Origin of the sequence: Rhodovulum sp., from assembly GCF_011048875.1 — a bacterium.
Lineage (GTDB): Bacteria > Pseudomonadota > Alphaproteobacteria > Rhodobacterales > Rhodobacteraceae > Rhodovulum > Rhodovulum tesquicola.
On the sequence record NZ_DSDD01000011.1, the window covers coordinates 14895 to 31293 of the forward strand.

At 65.8% G+C, this 16399-nt stretch carries 14 protein-coding genes, 1 other RNA gene and 1 pseudogene; 2 read left to right on the plus strand and 14 right to left on the minus strand.

The genetic code is table 11. The annotated features are described in order from the left end of the window. Positions 1-298: 298 nt before the first annotated feature. From ccoP to ccoN, 4 genes and pseudogenes are all read right to left on the minus strand, one after another. Positions 299-1186 carry a cytochrome-c oxidase, cbb3-type subunit III gene (gene ccoP / locus ENN83_RS00460; RefSeq protein WP_287182803.1) on the minus strand — a complete coding sequence of 296 codons (888 nt, stop codon included), beginning with the start codon at positions 1184-1186 and terminating at the stop codon, positions 299-301. Continuing rightward, positions 1183-1395 carry a cbb3-type cytochrome c oxidase subunit 3 gene (locus ENN83_RS00465; RefSeq protein WP_287182806.1) on the minus strand — a complete coding sequence of 71 codons (213 nt, stop codon included), beginning with the start codon at positions 1393-1395 and terminating at the stop codon, positions 1183-1185. The genes ccoP and ENN83_RS00465 overlap by 4 nt, the downstream gene beginning before the upstream one ends. A 10-nt stretch (positions 1396-1405) precedes the next feature. Then, complete coding sequence (gene ccoO, locus ENN83_RS00470; RefSeq protein ID WP_287182809.1) at positions 1406-2134, minus strand: cytochrome-c oxidase, cbb3-type subunit II; 729 nt, start codon at positions 2132-2134, stop codon at positions 1406-1408. Positions 2135-2146: 12 nt separating this feature from the next. Further along, positions 2147-3745 (minus strand): annotated as a pseudogene (gene ccoN / locus ENN83_RS00475) (cytochrome-c oxidase, cbb3-type subunit I). A gap of 213 nt (positions 3746-3958) precedes the next feature. On the opposite strand from ccoN, the gene ENN83_RS00480 reads away from it, so the two are divergent. Beyond that, the gene (locus ENN83_RS00480) at positions 3959-4798 is read left to right on the plus strand and encodes a universal stress protein (RefSeq protein WP_287182810.1); all 840 of its coding nucleotides are present in this window, start codon (positions 3959-3961) and stop codon (positions 4796-4798) included. Positions 4799-4842: 44 nt separating this feature from the next. On the opposite strand, the gene fnrL is transcribed toward ENN83_RS00480, so the two are convergent. Then, entirely contained in the window at positions 4843-5589 is a 747-nt protein-coding gene (gene fnrL / locus ENN83_RS00485; RefSeq protein ID WP_287182813.1) for a transcriptional regulator FnrL, read from the minus strand. Positions 5590-5651: 62 nt separating this feature from the next. Between fnrL and hemN the strand changes: the two genes are divergently transcribed. Beyond that, positions 5652-7007, plus strand: coding sequence for an oxygen-independent coproporphyrinogen III oxidase (hemN, locus tag ENN83_RS00490; RefSeq protein ID WP_287182816.1), 1356 nt, complete (start codon positions 5652-5654; stop codon positions 7005-7007). Positions 7008-7116: 109 nt separating this feature from the next. Here hemN and ENN83_RS00495 read toward each other — a convergent pair whose 3' ends face one another. From ENN83_RS00495 to ENN83_RS00535, 9 genes are all read right to left on the minus strand, one after another. Further along, the gene (locus tag ENN83_RS00495; protein WP_287182819.1) at positions 7117-8721 is read right to left on the minus strand and encodes an ABC transporter ATP-binding protein; all 1605 of its coding nucleotides are present in this window, start codon (positions 8719-8721) and stop codon (positions 7117-7119) included. Further along, on the minus strand, positions 8718-9827 hold the full coding sequence (locus ENN83_RS00500) for an ABC transporter permease (RefSeq protein ID WP_287182822.1): 1110 nt from the start codon (positions 9825-9827) through the stop codon (positions 8718-8720). Before ENN83_RS00500 ends, ENN83_RS00495 begins: the two co-directional genes overlap by 4 nt. Before the next feature lies 1 nt (position 9828). Next, a complete protein-coding gene (locus tag ENN83_RS00505) occupies positions 9829-10914 on the minus strand; it encodes a microcin C ABC transporter permease YejB (protein ID WP_287182824.1) in 1086 nt (361 codons plus the stop codon). Positions 10915-10930: 16 nt separating this feature from the next. Beyond that, positions 10931-12838: an extracellular solute-binding protein gene (locus ENN83_RS00510; RefSeq protein ID WP_287182827.1), complete on the minus strand. Its 1908-nt coding sequence runs from the start codon at positions 12836-12838 to the stop codon at positions 10931-10933. Positions 12839-12964: 126 nt separating this feature from the next. Next, positions 12965-13564, minus strand: a complete 600-nt coding sequence (gene recR / locus ENN83_RS00515; RefSeq protein WP_287182830.1) for a recombination mediator RecR — start codon at positions 13562-13564, stop codon at positions 12965-12967. 3 nt (positions 13565-13567) lie between these two features. Then, on the minus strand, positions 13568-13912 hold the full coding sequence (locus ENN83_RS00520) for a YbaB/EbfC family nucleoid-associated protein (RefSeq protein WP_287182832.1): 345 nt from the start codon (positions 13910-13912) through the stop codon (positions 13568-13570). A 16-nt stretch (positions 13913-13928) separates the two neighbouring features. Next, entirely contained in the window at positions 13929-15740 is a 1812-nt protein-coding gene (locus ENN83_RS00525) for a DNA polymerase III subunit gamma/tau (RefSeq protein ID WP_287182835.1), read from the minus strand. Between the two features lie 9 nt (positions 15741-15749). Further along, positions 15750-15846: signal recognition particle sRNA small type (ffs, locus tag ENN83_RS00530), an RNA gene on the minus strand. Positions 15847-15895: 49 nt separating this feature from the next. After that, positions 15896-16018, minus strand: a complete 123-nt coding sequence (locus ENN83_RS00535) for a hypothetical protein (RefSeq protein WP_287182838.1) — start codon at positions 16016-16018, stop codon at positions 15896-15898. Between the last annotated feature and the right edge of the window lie 381 nt (positions 16019-16399).

Consider the following 16399-nt stretch of genomic DNA (forward strand, 5'->3'; position numbering starts at 1 on the left):
CCGGTCGCGCCGCGCCACAGGAACCTGCATCTGTTCTAACTAGACCTTGTGCCGGGCGATTGAAAGCGTCCGCCCGTTCACATTGCGGGCCGCGGCCGGGCCGAATCAGCGGACCCCTCGCCTGAGAACCGGAAAAGTGCCAAACTGTGCGCAGACGAACAGTCGTGTCTCACCTGGCGCGCTGGACGGGTTCGGGGGGATGGGCGAGGATGAACACCGGCCCCCGTGGAAACGCGCGAACAGGATGGGGGCCGGTGCCATCGACCGGGGGCCTTGCGGCCCCCGGAAGACGTTGATCTCACTCGCCCCCGCCAAGCTGATGGACATAGGTCGCAACCGCACGCCGGTCGGCCTCGCTCAGGCGTTCCTGGTGGCTCGGCATGACGCCGAAGCGCGCGTAGAACACCGTTTCGGTCAGCGTCTCGACACTTCCGCCGTAAAGCCAGATCGCGTCCGTCAGATTGGGCGCGCCCTGATAGCGGTCACCGGTTCCATCATCCATGTGGCACGAGGCACAATTGTATAGAAACACCTCTTCGCCATCGCTTGCCAATGCGGCATCATGTTCCTGTCCCGAAATTTTTCGGACGTAATGCACGACCTGCCCGATTTCCTCGTCGGTCAGCAACTCGTCCACGCCGAAGGCCGGCATCTGGGACCAGCGCGCATCCGGATCGTCCTCGTTGCGGATGCCGTGGCTGACGGTGGTATAGATTTCCTCGAGCGCGCCACCCCAGAGCCAGTCATCGTCCAGAAGGCTGGGATAGCCCGCCGCCTGCACGCCCGCCGCACCCGAGCCATGGCACTGGGCGCAGAAGGTACGGAACACCGCGGCCCCGCCCTGCGCGGCGTAGTTGTAAAGGTCGGGATCGGCGCGGATCACCTCGGGGTCCAGTTCCACCTCGATCAGACGCGCCACCAGATCGGCGTTCGCCCCCTGGAACTGCTCGATCTCACGCGCCACCTCGGCCCGGGTCGAATAGCCCAGAAGGCCCGGCGTCGCGCCCGATTTCAGCGGGATAGCCGGGTAAAGGACCACGTAGATCAGTGCGAAGGCGATGCAGGCATAGAACGACCAGAGCCACCAGCGCGGCAGGGGATTGTTCAACTCCTCGATGCCGTCCCAGCTATGGCCGGTGGTGCCGACCACGTCTTCGGGCAGGGATTTCTTGTCGCTCGTGCTCATGTCCGCGCCTCCTTGTGGCGGGCGGCCTCGTCCGCGCCATGGGACGGGGCGGGTTCGTTGTCATGTCGGAACGGGATGTCGGCGCTGTCACGATGCACCCGCGCGCTGCCCGGGCGCAGCGCCCAGAAGATCACACCGATGAAGAACAGCGTCAGGAACAAGAGCATCCAGCTGTCCGCGAAGGCCCGCATGGCGGTATAGGTTTCCATTGCGCCCCCCCTACCGGCTTGCATGCAGCTCGAAGGTCGAGAAATCGACCAGCGTGCCCAGCATTTGCAGATAGGCGATCAGCGCATCCATTTCCGAGATGCCCGGCTTGCCATCGAAATTGCGCACCTGCGCGCCGGGATAGCGTTCCAGCAGCGCGTCGGCGCCATCCGAGAACGGGTCGATCTGGGCTTTGAAATCCGCCACCGCGTTCTCGATCATCTCGTCGGTATAGGGCACGCCGACCATGCGGTGAACGCGCAGCTTGTCCGCGATCCCCTGCGGGTCGATCATCCGGTTCTCGAGGAAGCCGTATTTGGGCATGATCGATTCCGGCACCACAGATTGCGGGTCGCGCAGGTGCTGGACATGCCAGTCGTCCGAGTAGCGCCCGCCGACGCGGGCGAGGTCGGGCCCCGTCCGCTTGGACCCCCACTGGAACGGGTGGTCATACATCGACTCCGCCGCCAACGAGTAATGCCCGTAGCGTTCGACCTCGTCGCGCATCGGGCGGATCATCTGGCTGTGGCAGACATAGCAGCCCTCGCGGACATAGATGTCGCGCCCTTCCAGCTCCATCGGCGAGTAAGGGCGCACGCCCTCCACCTCCTCGATCGTGTTCTCGAGGTAAAAGAGCGGCGCGATCTCCACCAGACCGCCGACGGTCACCACCAGAAAGCTGAACACCAGAAGCAGCGAGGCGTTCTTCTCAATGATCTTGTGCTTTTCGAGAATGGCCATGGCTTGCGCTCCTTATTCCGCAGGGACCGCGACGCGCGCGGGCTGACGGGCCGGCGCGGAGGTGGCGGTCTTCCAGATGTTGAAGCACATGATCAGGCCGCCGAGGACATAGAGCCCCCCGCCAATGGCACGGACCACATACATCGGGAACTTGGCGCTGACGGTGTCGGCAAAGCTGTTGACCAGGAAGCCCTGGGCATCGACCTCACGCCACATCAGCCCTTCCATGATGCCCGACACCCACATCGAGGCGGCGTAGAGCACGATCCCGATGGTCGCGAGCCAGAAGTGCCAGGAGACCAGCGCGGTCGAGTAGAGCCGCTCCTTGCCCCAGAGCCGCGGCGCGAGGAAGTAGAGCGCGCCGAAGGTGATCATGCCGTTCCAGCCCAGCGCGCCGGAATGGACGTGGCCGATGGTCCAGTCGGTGTAGTGCGACAGCGAGTTGACCGCCTTGATGGACATCATCGGCCCCTCAAAGGTGGACATGCCGTAGAAGCCCACGGCCACCACCATCATCCGGATCACCGGGTCGGTGCGCAGCTTGTCCCGGGCCCCCGACAGCGTCATCAGGCCGTTGATCATGCCGCCCCAGGAGGGCATCCACAGCATGATCGAGAACACCATGCCCAGCGTCGAGGCCCAGTCGGGCAGCGCGGTATAGTGCAGGTGGTGCGGACCGGCCCAGATATAGAGGAAGATCAGCGCCCAGAAGTGGATGATCGACAGTTTGTAGCTGTAGACCGGGCGCTCGGCCTGCTTGGGCACGAAATAGTACATCATGCCCAGGAAACCCGCGGTCAGGAAGAAGCCGACCGCGTTATGGCCATACCACCACTGGGTCATGGCGTCCTGAACGCCGGCGAAGACCTGCACCGACTTCGACCCGAAGAACGAGACCGGCACACTGAGGTTGTTGACGAGATGCAGCATCGCGACGGTCACGATGAAGGACAGGTAGAACCAGTTCGCGACGTAGATATGGGGCTCCTTGCGACGGAAGATCGTGCCCAGGAAGATCGCCAGGTAGACCACCCAGACGATCGTCAGCCACCAGTCGACATACCATTCCGGCTCGGCATATTCCTTGGACTGGGTAGCGCCCAGCACATAGCCCGACGCGGCCAGGACGATGAAGAGCTGGTAGCCCCAGAACACGAACCAGGCGGCATTGCCGCCCCAGAGCCGCGCGGCACTGGTGCGCTGGACCACATAGAACGAGGTCGCGATCAGGGCGTTGCCGCCGAAGGCGAAGATCACCGCCGAGGTGTGAAGGGGCCGCAGCCGACCGAAGTTCAGGTGGTCCTGCGCTCATTCGAAATTGAGCGCGGGAAAGGCCAGCTGGCTGGCGATGAAGGTGCCCGCGACAAAGCCGATCACCCCCCAGAATGCCGTTGCGATGACGCCCGCGCGGACGACATCGTCCATGTAACCCGTGTCGGGCACCGGTTTCGGGTCGCCGGTGCGCCGCACTGTCCACAGAAACAGGCCCGCCGCGACCAGCATCACGATCACCGCATGCACCTGATATGCGAAGTCGCGCGCATAGCTCGCCGCGATCGCGGCACAGACCGCGATGACGCCATAGACGGCGATCTTGACGTAGTCCCACATTGGAAGTCCCTTCGTCTCATCCGGCCGATTCCCGGCGGCCGTCTCCCTCACGATACCGTGACGTATCCCGTTGTATGCAAAGATATACATTGATCCATGTCAAGGCTTCTTCGAACGGTTCCAAAGTCTGGTTGATCCTTGTCAAAGCCCGGCCGCCGCCCTCGGCGCTAGAGTTGCGGGCAACGTCAGGGTCGACGCGAAGGAGCAGTTCAGGTGGGTTACAAGACCATTCTCACGATCATCACGGATACCGACATCGCCCATTCGGCGCTCGAGCCCGCCATCACGCTTGCGAACCGGGAGGATGCCCATCTCGACATTCTCTGCCTGGGCGTGGACCGCACCCAGACGGGCTATTACTACGCGGGCACCAACGCCTTCATCCAGCAGGAGACGCTGTACAAGGCGCAGGAGGATTCGGCCGCGATCGAGACCGCCGTCAACAACCGGCTGGGCCGCGAGGGGATCGCCTGGGCCACCGAGGCCGCAGTTGCGCAGATCGCCGGATTGAGCCACCTGGTTGCGCAGCGCGCGCGCTATTCGGACCTGGTCGTGATGCCGCGCCCCTATGGCGAACGGCGCGGGATCGAGGACGAGGCGGCGACCGAGGCGGTGCTGTTCGACGGCCATGCACCGCTGCTGATCATGCCCGAGGACGCGGATGCCGCGGTGATCGGCCAGAAGATCGTGATCGCCTGGAACCAGAGCCACGAGGCGATGGCCGCGATCAAGCAGGCCCTGCCGTTGATGCAGCATGCGGAACTGGTGAACATCGCCATCGTCGATCCGCCGAGGCATGGCGCGGATCGGTCGGACCCGGGCGGGTCGCTGTCGCAGATGCTGTCGCGCCACGGGGTGAAGGCCGAGATCTCGGTTCTGGCCAAGACCATGCCGCGGATCTCGGACGTGCTGCAGCGCCACATCCAGGACATCGCGGCCGACATGATGGTGATGGGGGCCTATGGGCATTCGCGTTTCCGCGAGGCGATCCTGGGCGGGGCCACGCGGGACATGCTGGAGCGCACCGCGGTGCCGATCGTGATGGCGCATTGACGTGTCCGGGCGCGCGGGGCCGGGCAGCCCCCGCGCGCCCCGCCTCAGACCAGCAAGCCGCCGTCGCTATCGTCGCCCGTCTCGCCGAGCAGGCGGTCGAAATCGGGAATGGTAACGTGACGCTTGCCTTCGAGAACGATCACCCCGTCGCGCTTGAGCGCGGACATCTGTCGGCTGACGGTTTCCAGCGTCAGCCCCAGATAGTCCGCCATCGCCTCGCGCGTCAGCGGCAGGTCGAACACGATCCGGCCGCGCGGGTTGGACAGTTTCAGCGTCGCGTCGCGCCGGGCGATGATCGCTAGAAGGCTCGCGATCTTCTCGCGCGCGGTCTTGCGGCCCAGCAGCAGCATCCATTCCCGCGCCGCGTCCAGTTCGTCCAGCGTCATTTCCAGCAGGCGCTGCCCGATATGGGGCGTGCGGACCATCAGCTCTTCGAAGGGTTTCCTGCGGAAGCAGCACATGGTCAGCGCCGTCGTCGCCACCACGTCATAAGCGGCCGTCTCGCGGCCCGGGCGGCCAACGAAATCCGAGGGCAGCAGCAGGCCCACCATCTGGGTGCGCCCGTCCTCCATCGTCTGGCTGAGCGTCGCGATGCCCTCGATCACCGAGGCGACGAAATCCATCCGGTCACCCGACCAGATGACGGTCTGCCCGGCATCGTAGGTCCGGTAATACTTGACCGCCTCGAGCTGATCCAGTTCGTCGGTCTCGCAGCGGGCACAGACGGCCCGGTGCCGGATCGGGCAATCCGCGCATTCCGTCTGCGCAAGGTGGGGGTCGGTCACGGTCATTCCGCTTCCAATTTTGACTTCGATCAAGGAGCGAACCCTTGGATAAAATTAACGCTAGTGCAATGAGCACCGAATCGCAACTCACGCGTCTCGGTCTATTCGATGCGAAAGTGCCCCGCTACACCAGTTACCCGACGGCGCCGCACTTCAACGCATCGGTAGACGACGGAGACTTCGCCGGCTGGATCGACCAGATCGAGTCCGGTTCGCAGATTTCTCTGTATATCCACGTGCCGTTCTGTCGGCGGTTGTGCTGGTTCTGCGCCTGCCGGACGCAGGGAACGCGGTCCGACGCGCCGGTGCGCGCCTATCTCGAGACGCTCAAGGCCGAAGTCGAGATGCTGGGTCGGCGGCTGCCCTCGGGGGTAACGCTGTCGCGGCTGCACTGGGGCGGCGGCACGCCGACGCTTCTGGCGCCGGACATGATGAAGGAGCTGACCGAGGTCATCTTCAGGGCCGCGCCGATGCACGAAACCGGCGAGTTCTCGGTCGAGATCGACCCCAACGAGATCGACGAGGCGCGTCTGGACGTGCTCGCGGCAGCGGGGATGAACCGCGCCTCGATCGGGATCCAGGATTTCGATCCGCAGATCCAGTCGGTGATCGGGCGCATCCAGAGCTATGACGTGACCCGCGACGCGGTGGACATGATCCGCGCCCGCGGCATCCCCAGCCTGAATGCCGACATCCTCTATGGCCTGCCGCACCAGTCGAACGAACGGATCGCCGAATCGGTGCAGAAGCTGCTGTCGCTCTCGCCCGACCGGGTGGCGCTCTACGGCTATGCCCATGTGCCGTGGATGGCGCGTCGCCAGTCGATGATCCCGGCCGAGGCGCTGCCCACGCCCGAGGCGCGGCTGAAGCTTTACGAGACCGCGAAGGAACTGTTCCTGTGGGACGGCTATCGCGAGATCGGCATCGACCACTTCTCCCGGCCCGAGGACGGGCTGGCCCGCGCGCTGGATGCCGGTCGGCTGCGGCGCAACTTCCAGGGCTACACCGACGACACCGCGCCCGCGCTCATCGGGCTGGGGGCGTCCTCGATCTCGAAGTTTCCGCAGGGCTTCGCGCAGAACCTGTCGGGCACGTCGGACTATACCGCGCGCATCCGCGACGGGCGCTTTGCCACCGGGCGGGGCCATGTCTTCACGCCCGAGGACTACATGCGCTCGCGCATGATCGAGCAGCTGATGTGCGAGTTCCGCATATCGACGGCCGAGATCACCGAGACCTTCGGCATCTCGAAATCCGAACTGAACCGCATGTTCGGCGAGGTCGTCGACCAGTTCGCGGGTTTCGTGGATCTGACCAATGACGGGCTGGTGATCCTCGAGCATGGCAAGCCGCTGACCCGGATGATCGCCCGCGCCTTCGACGCCTATGATCTGTCGAAGGCGGGTCACAGTTCGGCGATCTGACCGAGACATCCGGTCCGCGCTCTGCGTGGCCCGGACCTGCGGCGGGGAAATTACACCTCGCCTGACGCCCGCAGCATCCCCCGCCGCGGGCGTTTCCCTTTTGCGCGCTCTATTGGGCGGCGGCAACCGGCACGCCAAAGGCGGCCTGCATCAGCGTGCGGGTATAGCCGCTTTGCGGCGCCTCGAAGATCGCGCGGGCCTCACCCGCCTCGACGATGTCGCCCTGCTTCATCACGATGACCTTGTGGCTGAGCGCGCGGACCACACGCAGATCGTGGCTGATGAACAGATAGGCCAGGTCGTTGCGGCGTTGCAGCTCGCGCAGCAGCTCCACGATCTGAACCTGCACCGTCATGTCCAGCGCCGAGGTCGGTTCGTCCAGCACCAGCAGGCGCGGGCGCAGGATCATGGCCCGCGCGATCGCGATGCGCTGGCGCTGCCCGCCGGAAAACTCGTGCGGGTAACGGTGCATCATCGCGGGGTCCAGCCCCACCTCGGTCAGGATCTGCGCCACTTCCTCGCGCGCGGACCGGCCAGAGCGGACGCCATGCACGCCAAGACCCTCGGCGACGATCTGCTCGACGGTCATGCGCGGGCTGAGGCTGCCGAACGGGTCCTGAAAGACGATCTGCATGTCGCGGCGAAGCGGGCGCATCTGGCGCGATTTCAGCCCGTCGATGCCGCTGCCCTGAAAGACGATCCGCCCCTCGGACGAGATCAGCCGCATGATCGCCAGCGCCAGCGTCGTCTTGCCCGAACCGGATTCGCCCACCACGCCCAGCGTCTCGCCCGCGCGCACGGAAATGTCGGCCGCGTTCACCGCCTTGACATGGCCGACGGTGCGGCGCAGGAACCCGCGCTGGACAGGGAACCAGACCTTCAACGCCTCGGTGCGGATCACTTCCGGCGCGTCGGGCTTGACCGGATCGGGGCCGCCCACCGCCTCGGCGGCCAGAAGCTTGCGGGTATAGGGGTGCTGCGGCGCGGTGAAGATGCTTTCGGTCGGGCCGGTCTCGACGATCTCGCCATCCTTCATCACGCAGACCCGGTCGGCGATGCGGCGGACCACGCCCAGATCATGGGTGATGAACAGAAGGCTCAGCCCCTCGGCGCGCTTCAACTCGGCCAGCAGTTCGAGGATCTGCGCCTCGATGGTCACATCCAGCGCGGTGGTGGGTTCGTCCGCGATCAGCAATTCCGGCCCGTTGGCCAGCGCCATGGCGATCATCACCCGCTGGCGCTGTCCGCCCGACAACTGGTGCGGATAGTCCTTGAGGCGGGATTTCGGGTCGCGGATGCCGACCTTGTGCAGCAGTTCCAGCACCCGGGCCCGCGCGGGCGCGCCGGTCAGGCCCTGATGCAGCGCAAGGCTTTCGATCAGCTGCTTTTCCAGCGTGTGCAGCGGGTTGAGCGAGGTCATCGGCTCCTGGAAGATGAAGCTGATATCGTTGCCCCGCACCGCGCGCAGCCGCGCCTCGGACGCGCCGATCAGTTCCTCGCCGCCATAGGTGATCGAGCCCGTGGCGGTCGCGCTGCCGGGCAGAAGTGCCACGGTCGAAAGCGCCGTCACCGACTTGCCCGACCCGGATTCGCCCACGATGGCCACGGTCTCGCCCCGGCCCACCTCGAAGCTGACGCCGCGCACGGCGGCAATGTCGCGCCCGTCCTGCCGGAAGCTGACCGACAAGTTCCGCACCTTGAGGACCGCGCTCATCGAAAGGTCTTTCTGGGGTCAAAGGCATCGCGCACGCCTTCGAAGATGAACACCAGAAGCGACAGCATGATTGCGAAGGTGAAGAACGCGGTAAAGCCCAGCCAGGGCGCCTGGAGGTTCTGTTTCGCCTGAAGCGTCAATTCCCCGAGCGAGGGCGCCGAGGAGGGCAGCCCGAAGCCCAGGAAGTCGAGCGAGGCCAGCGTGCCGATGGTCGCGGTAATAATGAAGGGCAGAAGCGTCAGGGTCGCCACCATGGCATTCGGCAGCATGTGGCGGAACATGATCGTGGCATTCGACACGCCCAGCGCACGCGCCGCGCGGACATATTCGAAGTTGCGCGCCCGCAGGAATTCGGCCCGCACCACACCGACCAGCGCGGGCCAGCCGAACAGCGCGGTCAGGAAGACCAGCAGCCAGAAACTGCGCCCCAGCACCGCGAACAGGATGATGATGATGTAAAGCTGCGGCGTCGAGGTCCAGATCTCGATCACCCGCTGAAAGATCAGGTCGGTGATCCCGCCAAAGAACCCCTGCACCGCGCCCGCCACGATCCCGATCACCGAGGCGATGCTGGTCACGATCAGCGTGAAGAAGATCGACAGCCGGAACCCGTAGATCACGCGCGCCAGCACGTCGCGCGCGGTGTCGTCGGTGCCCAGCCAGTGATCCGCGCTGGGCGGGGCCGGTGCGCTGCCCGAAATGTCCGAAATGGTGTTGTAGCTGTAGGGGATCAGCGGCCAGACGATGCGGCCCTGCGCGATGTCCTGCCCGTCGATCACGCCGGTCCTTGCCTCGGCGATCAGGTCCTCGGGCGTGTCCCAGCATTCCTCCAGCCCGCCGGTCAGGATCAGGCATTGCACCTCGATGTCGCGATAGACGGCTTCGGTGCGCAGATCGCCGCCAAAGGCGGTTTCGGGATAGAAGCGGTAGATCGGAAAGAAGTTCTCGCCCTGGTAGCGGACATAGATCGGCTTGTCGTTGGCGATGACCTCGGCGAACAGCGACAGGCCGAACAGGATGGCGAACAGGATCAGCGACCAATAGGCCCGTCGGTTACGCTTGAAATTCCGCCAGCGGCGCTGGTTCAGGGGGGAGAGCGCGAACATCTCAGGTCTCCCGGCTTTCGAAGTCGATCCGCGGATCGACCAGCACATAGGTCAGGTCCGAGATCAGCCCGACCAGCAGCCCGATCAGCCCGAAGGCATAGAGCGTGGCGAAGATCACCGGGTAATCCCGCGCCACCGCCGCCTCGAAGCCGAGCCGGCCGAGGCCGTCGAGCGAGAAGATCGTCTCGATGATGATCGAGGCGCCGAAGAACACGCCGACGAACATGGCCGGAAAGCCCGCGATCACGATCAGCATCGCGTTGCGGAAGACATGGCCGTAAAGGATGCGGGATTCGGTCAACCCCTTGGCCTTGGCGGTGATGACATATTGCTTGCGGATCTCGTCGAGGAACGAGTTCTTGGTCAGCAGCGTCAGCGTCGCGAAGCTGGAAATCGTCGTGGCCAGCACCGGCAAGGTGATGTGCCAGAAATAGTCGCCGATCTTGCCGAGCAGACTGAGCTCGTCGAAATTGTCCGAGGTCAGCCCCCTGAGCGGGAACCACTGGAAATAGGACCCGCCCGCGAACAGCACCAGCAGAAGCACCGCGAACAGGAAGCCCGGGACCGCATAGGCGATGATGATCGCGCCGCTGGTCCAGGTGTCGAAGGGGGTGCCGTCGCGCACCGCCTTGCGGATGCCCAGCGGAATCGAGACCAGATAGGCGATCAGCGTGGACCACAGACCCAGCGTGATCGAGACCGGCATCTTTTCCAGCACCAGATCGACCACCGCGACCGAACGGAAATAGCTCTGGCCGAAATCGAAGCGGATATAGTTCCACATCATCGTCAGGAACCGTTCCAGCGGCGGCTTGTCGAACCCGAATTCGCGCTCCAGTTCCGCGATGAACTCGGGCGGCAGGCCGCGCGCGCCCACATAGCGGTCGTCGCCGAAGCCCTGCGCCCGTTCGCCCACATCGCCGCCGCCCGCGATGCCCTGGAAGACGTCGCCCTGCCCCTCCATCCGGGCAATGATCTGTTCGATCGGGCCGCCGGGCACGAACTGGATCAGGGTGAAGTTGATGATCATGATGCCCAACAGCGTCGGGACGATCAGCAACAATCGCCGCAGGATATAGGCGCCCATGGGCTGCTCTGCCTCGTTATCTCAGCACGCCGGCGGCACGCAGCGCCGCGGCCTTTTCGGCGTTATACCACCAGAAATCGAAATTGCCCAAGCTGTAGGGCGGCAGCGGGTCGGGATACTCGTACATGTCGAAATAGGCGACCGTGTGGGTGTTCTTGAACCATTGCGGCACCCAGAACCGTTCGGCACGCAGCACCCGGTCCAGCGCCTTGACGGCAGTCTCGACCTGGGCATCGTCCTCGGCGGCCAGGACATGCTCGATCAGGCGGTCCACGGCCTCGCTTTTCAGGCCCATCATGTTGAAGACGGACGTGTTCGCGGTTTCCGAGCCGAAATACTGCTTGAGTCCCGAACCGGGGATGTAGTCCATCGGGAATTGCGCGGTGACCACATCGAAATCGTAGCTGCGTTCGCGGTTTGTCGCCTGCGCGTTGTCCACGCGGGTATGGACTGCATCCACGCCCGCGCGGCGCAGGTTCTCGACATAGGGGTTGATGACCCGGTCGAAGGTCTGGCTGTCGTTCAGGAACTCGACCCGCAGCGGGCGGCCGTCCTTGCGCCGCAACCCGTCGGCGCCGACCTCCCAGCCCGCGTCGTCCAGCAATTCCGAAGCCCGGCGCAGGTTGGCCCGGTCAAGCTGGCGCGCGCCGGATGTGGGGGCCATCGCCGCCGTGTCGGTCAGGATCGTATCGGGCAGAAGGCCCTCGGCCACCAGCGGCTCCAGCAGTGCGCGTTCGCCCGCGCCCGGCACCCCTTCGGCGGCCAGGTGGCTGTTTTCCCAGAACGAGTTGACCCGCGCGTAAAGCCCGTAGAACAGCGTTTCGTTCGACCATTCGAAGTTGAACATCAGCCCGATCGCCTCGCGCACACGGGGGTCCTGGAATTGCGGGCGGCGCAGATTGAAGACGAAGCTCTGCCCGGTCGCGATGGTGCCGTCGGGCAGTTCGGCCTTGATCACGCCGCCATTGCGCACCGCCGGGAAATCGTAGCCGGTGGCCCAGATCTTGGACGACGCCTCGTTGCGGAAGGTGTAGCTGCCGCCCTTGAACCCCTCGAAGGCGGCGTTGTAGTCGGCGTAATATTCGATGCGGATGCGGTCGAAATTATGTCGTCCGCGGTTGATCGGTAGATCGGCGCCCCAGTAGTCGGGGTTGCGCTGGTAGACGACGCTCTGGCCGACATCCATCCGGCCCAGCACATATGGACCGGAGCCCAGCAGCGGCTCAAGGCTCGACTCCTCGAAATCGCGCTCGCTGGCGATGTAATGCGCCTTGGAAAAGACCGGCAGCCCGCCCACCAGTTGCGGCAGGTCGCGGGTGGGCACGCCCTCGGCAAAGGTGAACCTGACCCGTCCATCCTCCAGCACCTCGGCGCGATCGACCTGGCGCGAAAGCTGGACACGGAAGCTGGGCAGGCCCTTGTCGCGGAACAGCTCGAAGGAATGGACGACATCCTCGGCCGTGACCGGCGAGCCATCGGAGAACCGCGCCTCGGGGCGCAGCTTGAAGATCACCCAGGACCGATCCTCGGGATATTCGATGGTTTCGGCCAGCAGGCCATAAACCGTGCCGATCTCGTCGGCAGTGCCGGTCATCAGCGATTCGAAGAACACGCTCGCCAGGCCCGCGGACCGGCCCTTGGTGGTGTAGGGGTGCATCGAATCGAACGAGCCGAAGGCCCAGACCGAGATCTCGCCGCCCTTGGGCGCGTCGGGGTTGACGTAGTCGAGATGCGGGAAATCGGCCGGGTATTTCGGCTCGCCGAAGGTCGAGATGGCGTGCGAGACGATCACTTTCTGCTCGGCCAGCGCCTGCTGCGCCCCAAGCGCCAGCACCAGCGCAAGCCCCCATGCGGTCAGCCAGAGCCGAAGCGGAACCGCGCGGGCAAGGGCCGTGGCACGGGCGGCGGCGCAGGGCGTGGGCATCGGCGAATTCCTCCTCGGTGGACCTCTCGTGTCGCAGACACGATCCAGGGTGTGCGTCGCGCTAGGCTAAGGGGCGGCTTGCCGGCTGTTCAAGTTGAGATTGCGTGATGGGGGCGCGAGCCGGGCTCAGAAGCCCTTGCGTGCCCTCAAGGCGGCGCTGATCGTGCCGTCGTCGAGATAATCAAGCTCGCCCCCGATCGGCACGCCCTGGGCGAGCGAGGTGATGGCAACCCCCGTCCCGGTCAGTTCCTCGGCGATGTAATGGGCGGTGGTCTGGCCATCGACCGTGGCATTCAGCGCAAGGATGACCTCGGAGATCCCCTCGTCCCGCACCCGGGCCACCAGGTCGGGGATGCGCAGATCGGCGGGACCGACCGCATCCAGCGCCGAAAGCGTGCCGCCCAGAACGTGATAGCGGCCCTTGAACGCGCCTCCCCGCTCCATCGCCCAGAGGTCGGCCACGTCCTCGACCACGCAGATCTCGCCATTGGCGCGGCGGTCATCTGCGCAGATCTCGCACAGATCGGCGGTGGTGACATTGCCGCAGCGAGGACATTCGCGCACCGTCTCGGCCACCCGGCGCAGCGCCTCGGCCAGCGGCGCCAGCAGGACCGCGCGCTTGCGGATCAGGTGCAGCACGGCGCGCCGGGCCGACCGGGGGCCAAGTCCCGGCAGCCGCGCCATCATGTCGATCAGCGTCTCGATCTCGCGCGGCCGCTCGCCCATGGATCAGATCGGCAGGCCCATCCCCGCGGGCAGGCCCATCTCCTCGGACAGCTTGCGGGTCTCTTCCTCGGTCTTCGCCGTCGCCTTTTCCTGCGCGTCCTTGATCGCGGCGAGGATCAGGTCTTCGACGACTTCCTTTTCCTCGGCATTGAAGATCGAGGGGTCAATGTCCAGCGCGGTCAGCGTGCCCTTGGCGGTCGCGGTGGCCTTGACCAGCCCCGCCCCGCTTTCGCCCACCACGATGGTCGTGGACAGCGTTTCCTGAAGCGCCACCATCTTGGTCTGCATTTCCCGCGCGGCCTTCATCATCTTGGCCATGTCGCCAAGGCCGCCCAATCCTTTCAGCATCGCGTGTCTCCTTTGCTCAGTCGTCCTCGAAGGGGTCCCACTCGTCCTCGACCTCGGGCAGCGCCTCGAGCGCGGCATCCGGCGCCGGGGTTTCGGGGGTCCTTATGTCGATGATCTCGGCCTCTGGGAAGACGGCAAAAACGGCCTGCACCAGCGGATGTTCGCGGGCGGCCGCGGTCAACCGGTCCTCTTCCGCGGCGCGCGTCTCGGCAAGGGTGGGCGCACCGCCCGAGGCCACGACCGACACGCCCCAGCGCGCCCCGGTCAGCGCCTGCAAGCGCTGGCCAAGCCGCGCGGCCAGATCGTGCGGCGCGTCGGTCGTCGGCTCGAACTCGATCCGGCCGGGGGCATAGCTGACAAGTCGCAGGCAGGATTCCACCTCGAACAGAAGCTTCATGTCGCGGCTGGCGCGGATCAGTTCCACCACCTGCGCGAAAGAGCCATAGGCGGCCAGCGTCGGTTCGGGGGACTGGGCCAGCGCCGTGGCGGCCCCGCCGCCGCCGCCGGGTGCCGGACGTGGCATCGTGACCGCCTGCGCGCACGCGCCCTGCCCCGCCCCGCCGGGCATGGGTCCGCCCGTGGGCGCGGGTCCCGTGGGCGGCGTCTCGCGCAGTTGGCGGACCAGATCCTCGGGCGTGGGCAGGGTCGAGACATGGGTCAGCCGGATCACCGCCATCTCGGCCGCCATCATCGCGTTGGGCGCCTGCGCGATCTCCTCGAGCGCCTTGAGCAGCATCTGCCACATCCGCGCCAGCACCCGCATCGACAGCCGCTCGGCCATGGTGCGGCCGCGGGCGCGCTCGTCGGGACCCACGGCGGGATCGTTGGCACCCTCGGGAGTGATCTTGACGACGCTCAGCCAATGCGTGATTTCGGCAAGATCGCGCAGCACCGCCACCGGATCGGCCCCGTCGGCATATTGCGCCGACAGTTCGGCCAAGGCGCCCGCCGCATCGCCCGACACGATCAGATCGAACAGGTCCAGCACCCGGCCCCGATCCGCCAGCCCCAGCATGGCGCGCACCTGCTCGGCCGTCGTTTCACCCGCGCCATGCGAGATCGCCTGATCCAGAAGGCTCATCGCGTCGCGCACCGACCCTTCGGCCGCCCGCGTGATCAGGCCCAGCGCCTCGGCGCTGATCTGCGCGCCTTCCAGTTCCGCGATGCGGCGCAGATGGGCGATCATCACCTCGGGCTCGATCCGGCGCAGGTCGAAGCGCTGGCAGCGCGACAGCACCGTGACCGGCACCTTGCGGATCTCGGTCGTGGCAAAGATGAATTTCACATGGGCGGGCGGTTCCTCCAGCGTCTTCAGCAACGCGTTGAACGCGTTGTTGGACAGCATGTGAACCTCGTCGATGATGTAGATCTTGTAGCGTGCGGAGGCCGCGCGATAGGCCACGCTGTCGATGATCTCGCGGATGTCGCCCACCCCGGTCCGGCTGGCGGCGTCCATCTCGAGAACGTCGACATGGCGACCCTCGGCGATCGCCACGCAATGCTCGCACAGCCCGCAGGGATCGGTCGTCGGCCCGCCCTGCCCGTCCGGGCCGATGCAGTTCATCCCCTTGGCGATGATCCGCGCGGTCGTGGTCTTGCCGGTGCCGCGGATGCCCGTCATCACGAAAGCCTGCGCGATCCGGTCGGCGGCAAAGGCGTTGCGAAGCGTGCGCACCATCGCGTCCTGCCCGATCAGGTCGGCAAAGGTCGCGGGGCGATACTTTCGGGCGAGCACCTGGTAGGCGGTGCCTTGGGTCTCGGCCATGGGTCCTCGTGGATTCGGGGCGCGTGCCAGCCTAGGGGCTGCATGCTGCGGCGTCCAGCACATCGGGGGAGAGGTGAGAGGCTGGACAGCGACCCGAACGGGACTCGTTACGGCTGCTTCCTTCCGGACCTGACCGGGTTGGCGAGGCGCTCGCCCGCGCCAACCTCTCACCCTGTTACATAGGCGTCACGCGACGGATTCGCAAGGCGCAGCCGCCCCTAGCGGCAGATCACCCCGCAGGCGGCGCGGGCCTCGGCCAGAACGGTGCGCCGGTTATACCTGAACGCCCAGATACCCCAGGATCTGTCGGTCAGGTCGCTCTGCTCACGCTCGGCGATCACGCGCGTATGGGTGCAGAGCCGCCATTGCCGACCCGTTTCAGATGGGTTGCGGCGCGTTCCGCGGCGGTGCCCCCCTGGCTTTGCTGCACCTGGACGTTTGGAATCGCGGTCGGCGCAAAGAAGCTTCCGGCCGCGCTGCAACGGTTTTGCGCATTCGCGGTGCTGATCGGCGTGGGACAGGTATTGGCGGCGGCCGCCTCTGCCGCCGCGATGGCAGCCCCCGGCGCGCCGGCACGGGGGCCTCTCCCTGCGGCATTTGACCACGGATCGCGGGAAAATTCCAGCATCGGGGAAAAGGGCAGACGGGGCCGGGTTCAGCCCCCGGCCCGGGCCGTTCGGTGGCTTCAGTCGCGCGCCCGGCGCGCGGCTGCCAGGGCGCCG

Bases quoted from the DNA above. Each gene is read 5' to 3' on its own strand.
- recR (WP_287182830.1), bottom strand. From the start codon at position 13,564: ATGGGCGAGCGGCCGCGCGAGATCGAGACGCTGATCGACATGATGGCG.
- ccoO (WP_287182809.1), bottom strand. From the start codon at position 2,134: ATGGCCATTCTCGAAAAGCACAAGATCATTGAGAAGAACGCCTCGCTG.
- ENN83_RS00495 (WP_287182819.1), bottom strand. From the start codon at position 8,721: ATGAGCGCGGTCCTCAAGGTGCGGAACTTGTCGGTCAGCTTCCGGCAG.
- hemN (WP_287182816.1), top strand. From the start codon at position 5,652: ATGAGCACCGAATCGCAACTCACGCGTCTCGGTCTATTCGATGCGAAA.
- fnrL (WP_287182813.1), bottom strand. From the start codon at position 5,589: ATGACCGTGACCGACCCCCACCTTGCGCAGACGGAATGCGCGGATTGC.
- ENN83_RS00510 (WP_287182827.1), bottom strand. From the start codon at position 12,838: ATGCCCACGCCCTGCGCCGCCGCCCGTGCCACGGCCCTTGCCCGCGCG.
- ENN83_RS00525 (WP_287182835.1), bottom strand. From the start codon at position 15,740: ATGTGCTGGACGCCGCAGCATGCAGCCCCTAGGCTGGCACGCGCCCCG.
- ENN83_RS00465 (WP_287182806.1), bottom strand. From the start codon at position 1,395: ATGGAAACCTATACCGCCATGCGGGCCTTCGCGGACAGCTGGATGCTC.
- ENN83_RS00505 (WP_287182824.1), bottom strand. From the start codon at position 10,914: ATGGGCGCCTATATCCTGCGGCGATTGTTGCTGATCGTCCCGACGCTG.
- ENN83_RS00520 (WP_287182832.1), bottom strand. From the start codon at position 13,912: ATGCTGAAAGGATTGGGCGGCCTTGGCGACATGGCCAAGATGATGAAG.
- ccoP (WP_287182803.1), bottom strand. From the start codon at position 1,186: ATGAGCACGAGCGACAAGAAATCCCTGCCCGAAGACGTGGTCGGCACC.
- ENN83_RS00500 (WP_287182822.1), bottom strand. From the start codon at position 9,827: ATGTTCGCGCTCTCCCCCCTGAACCAGCGCCGCTGGCGGAATTTCAAG.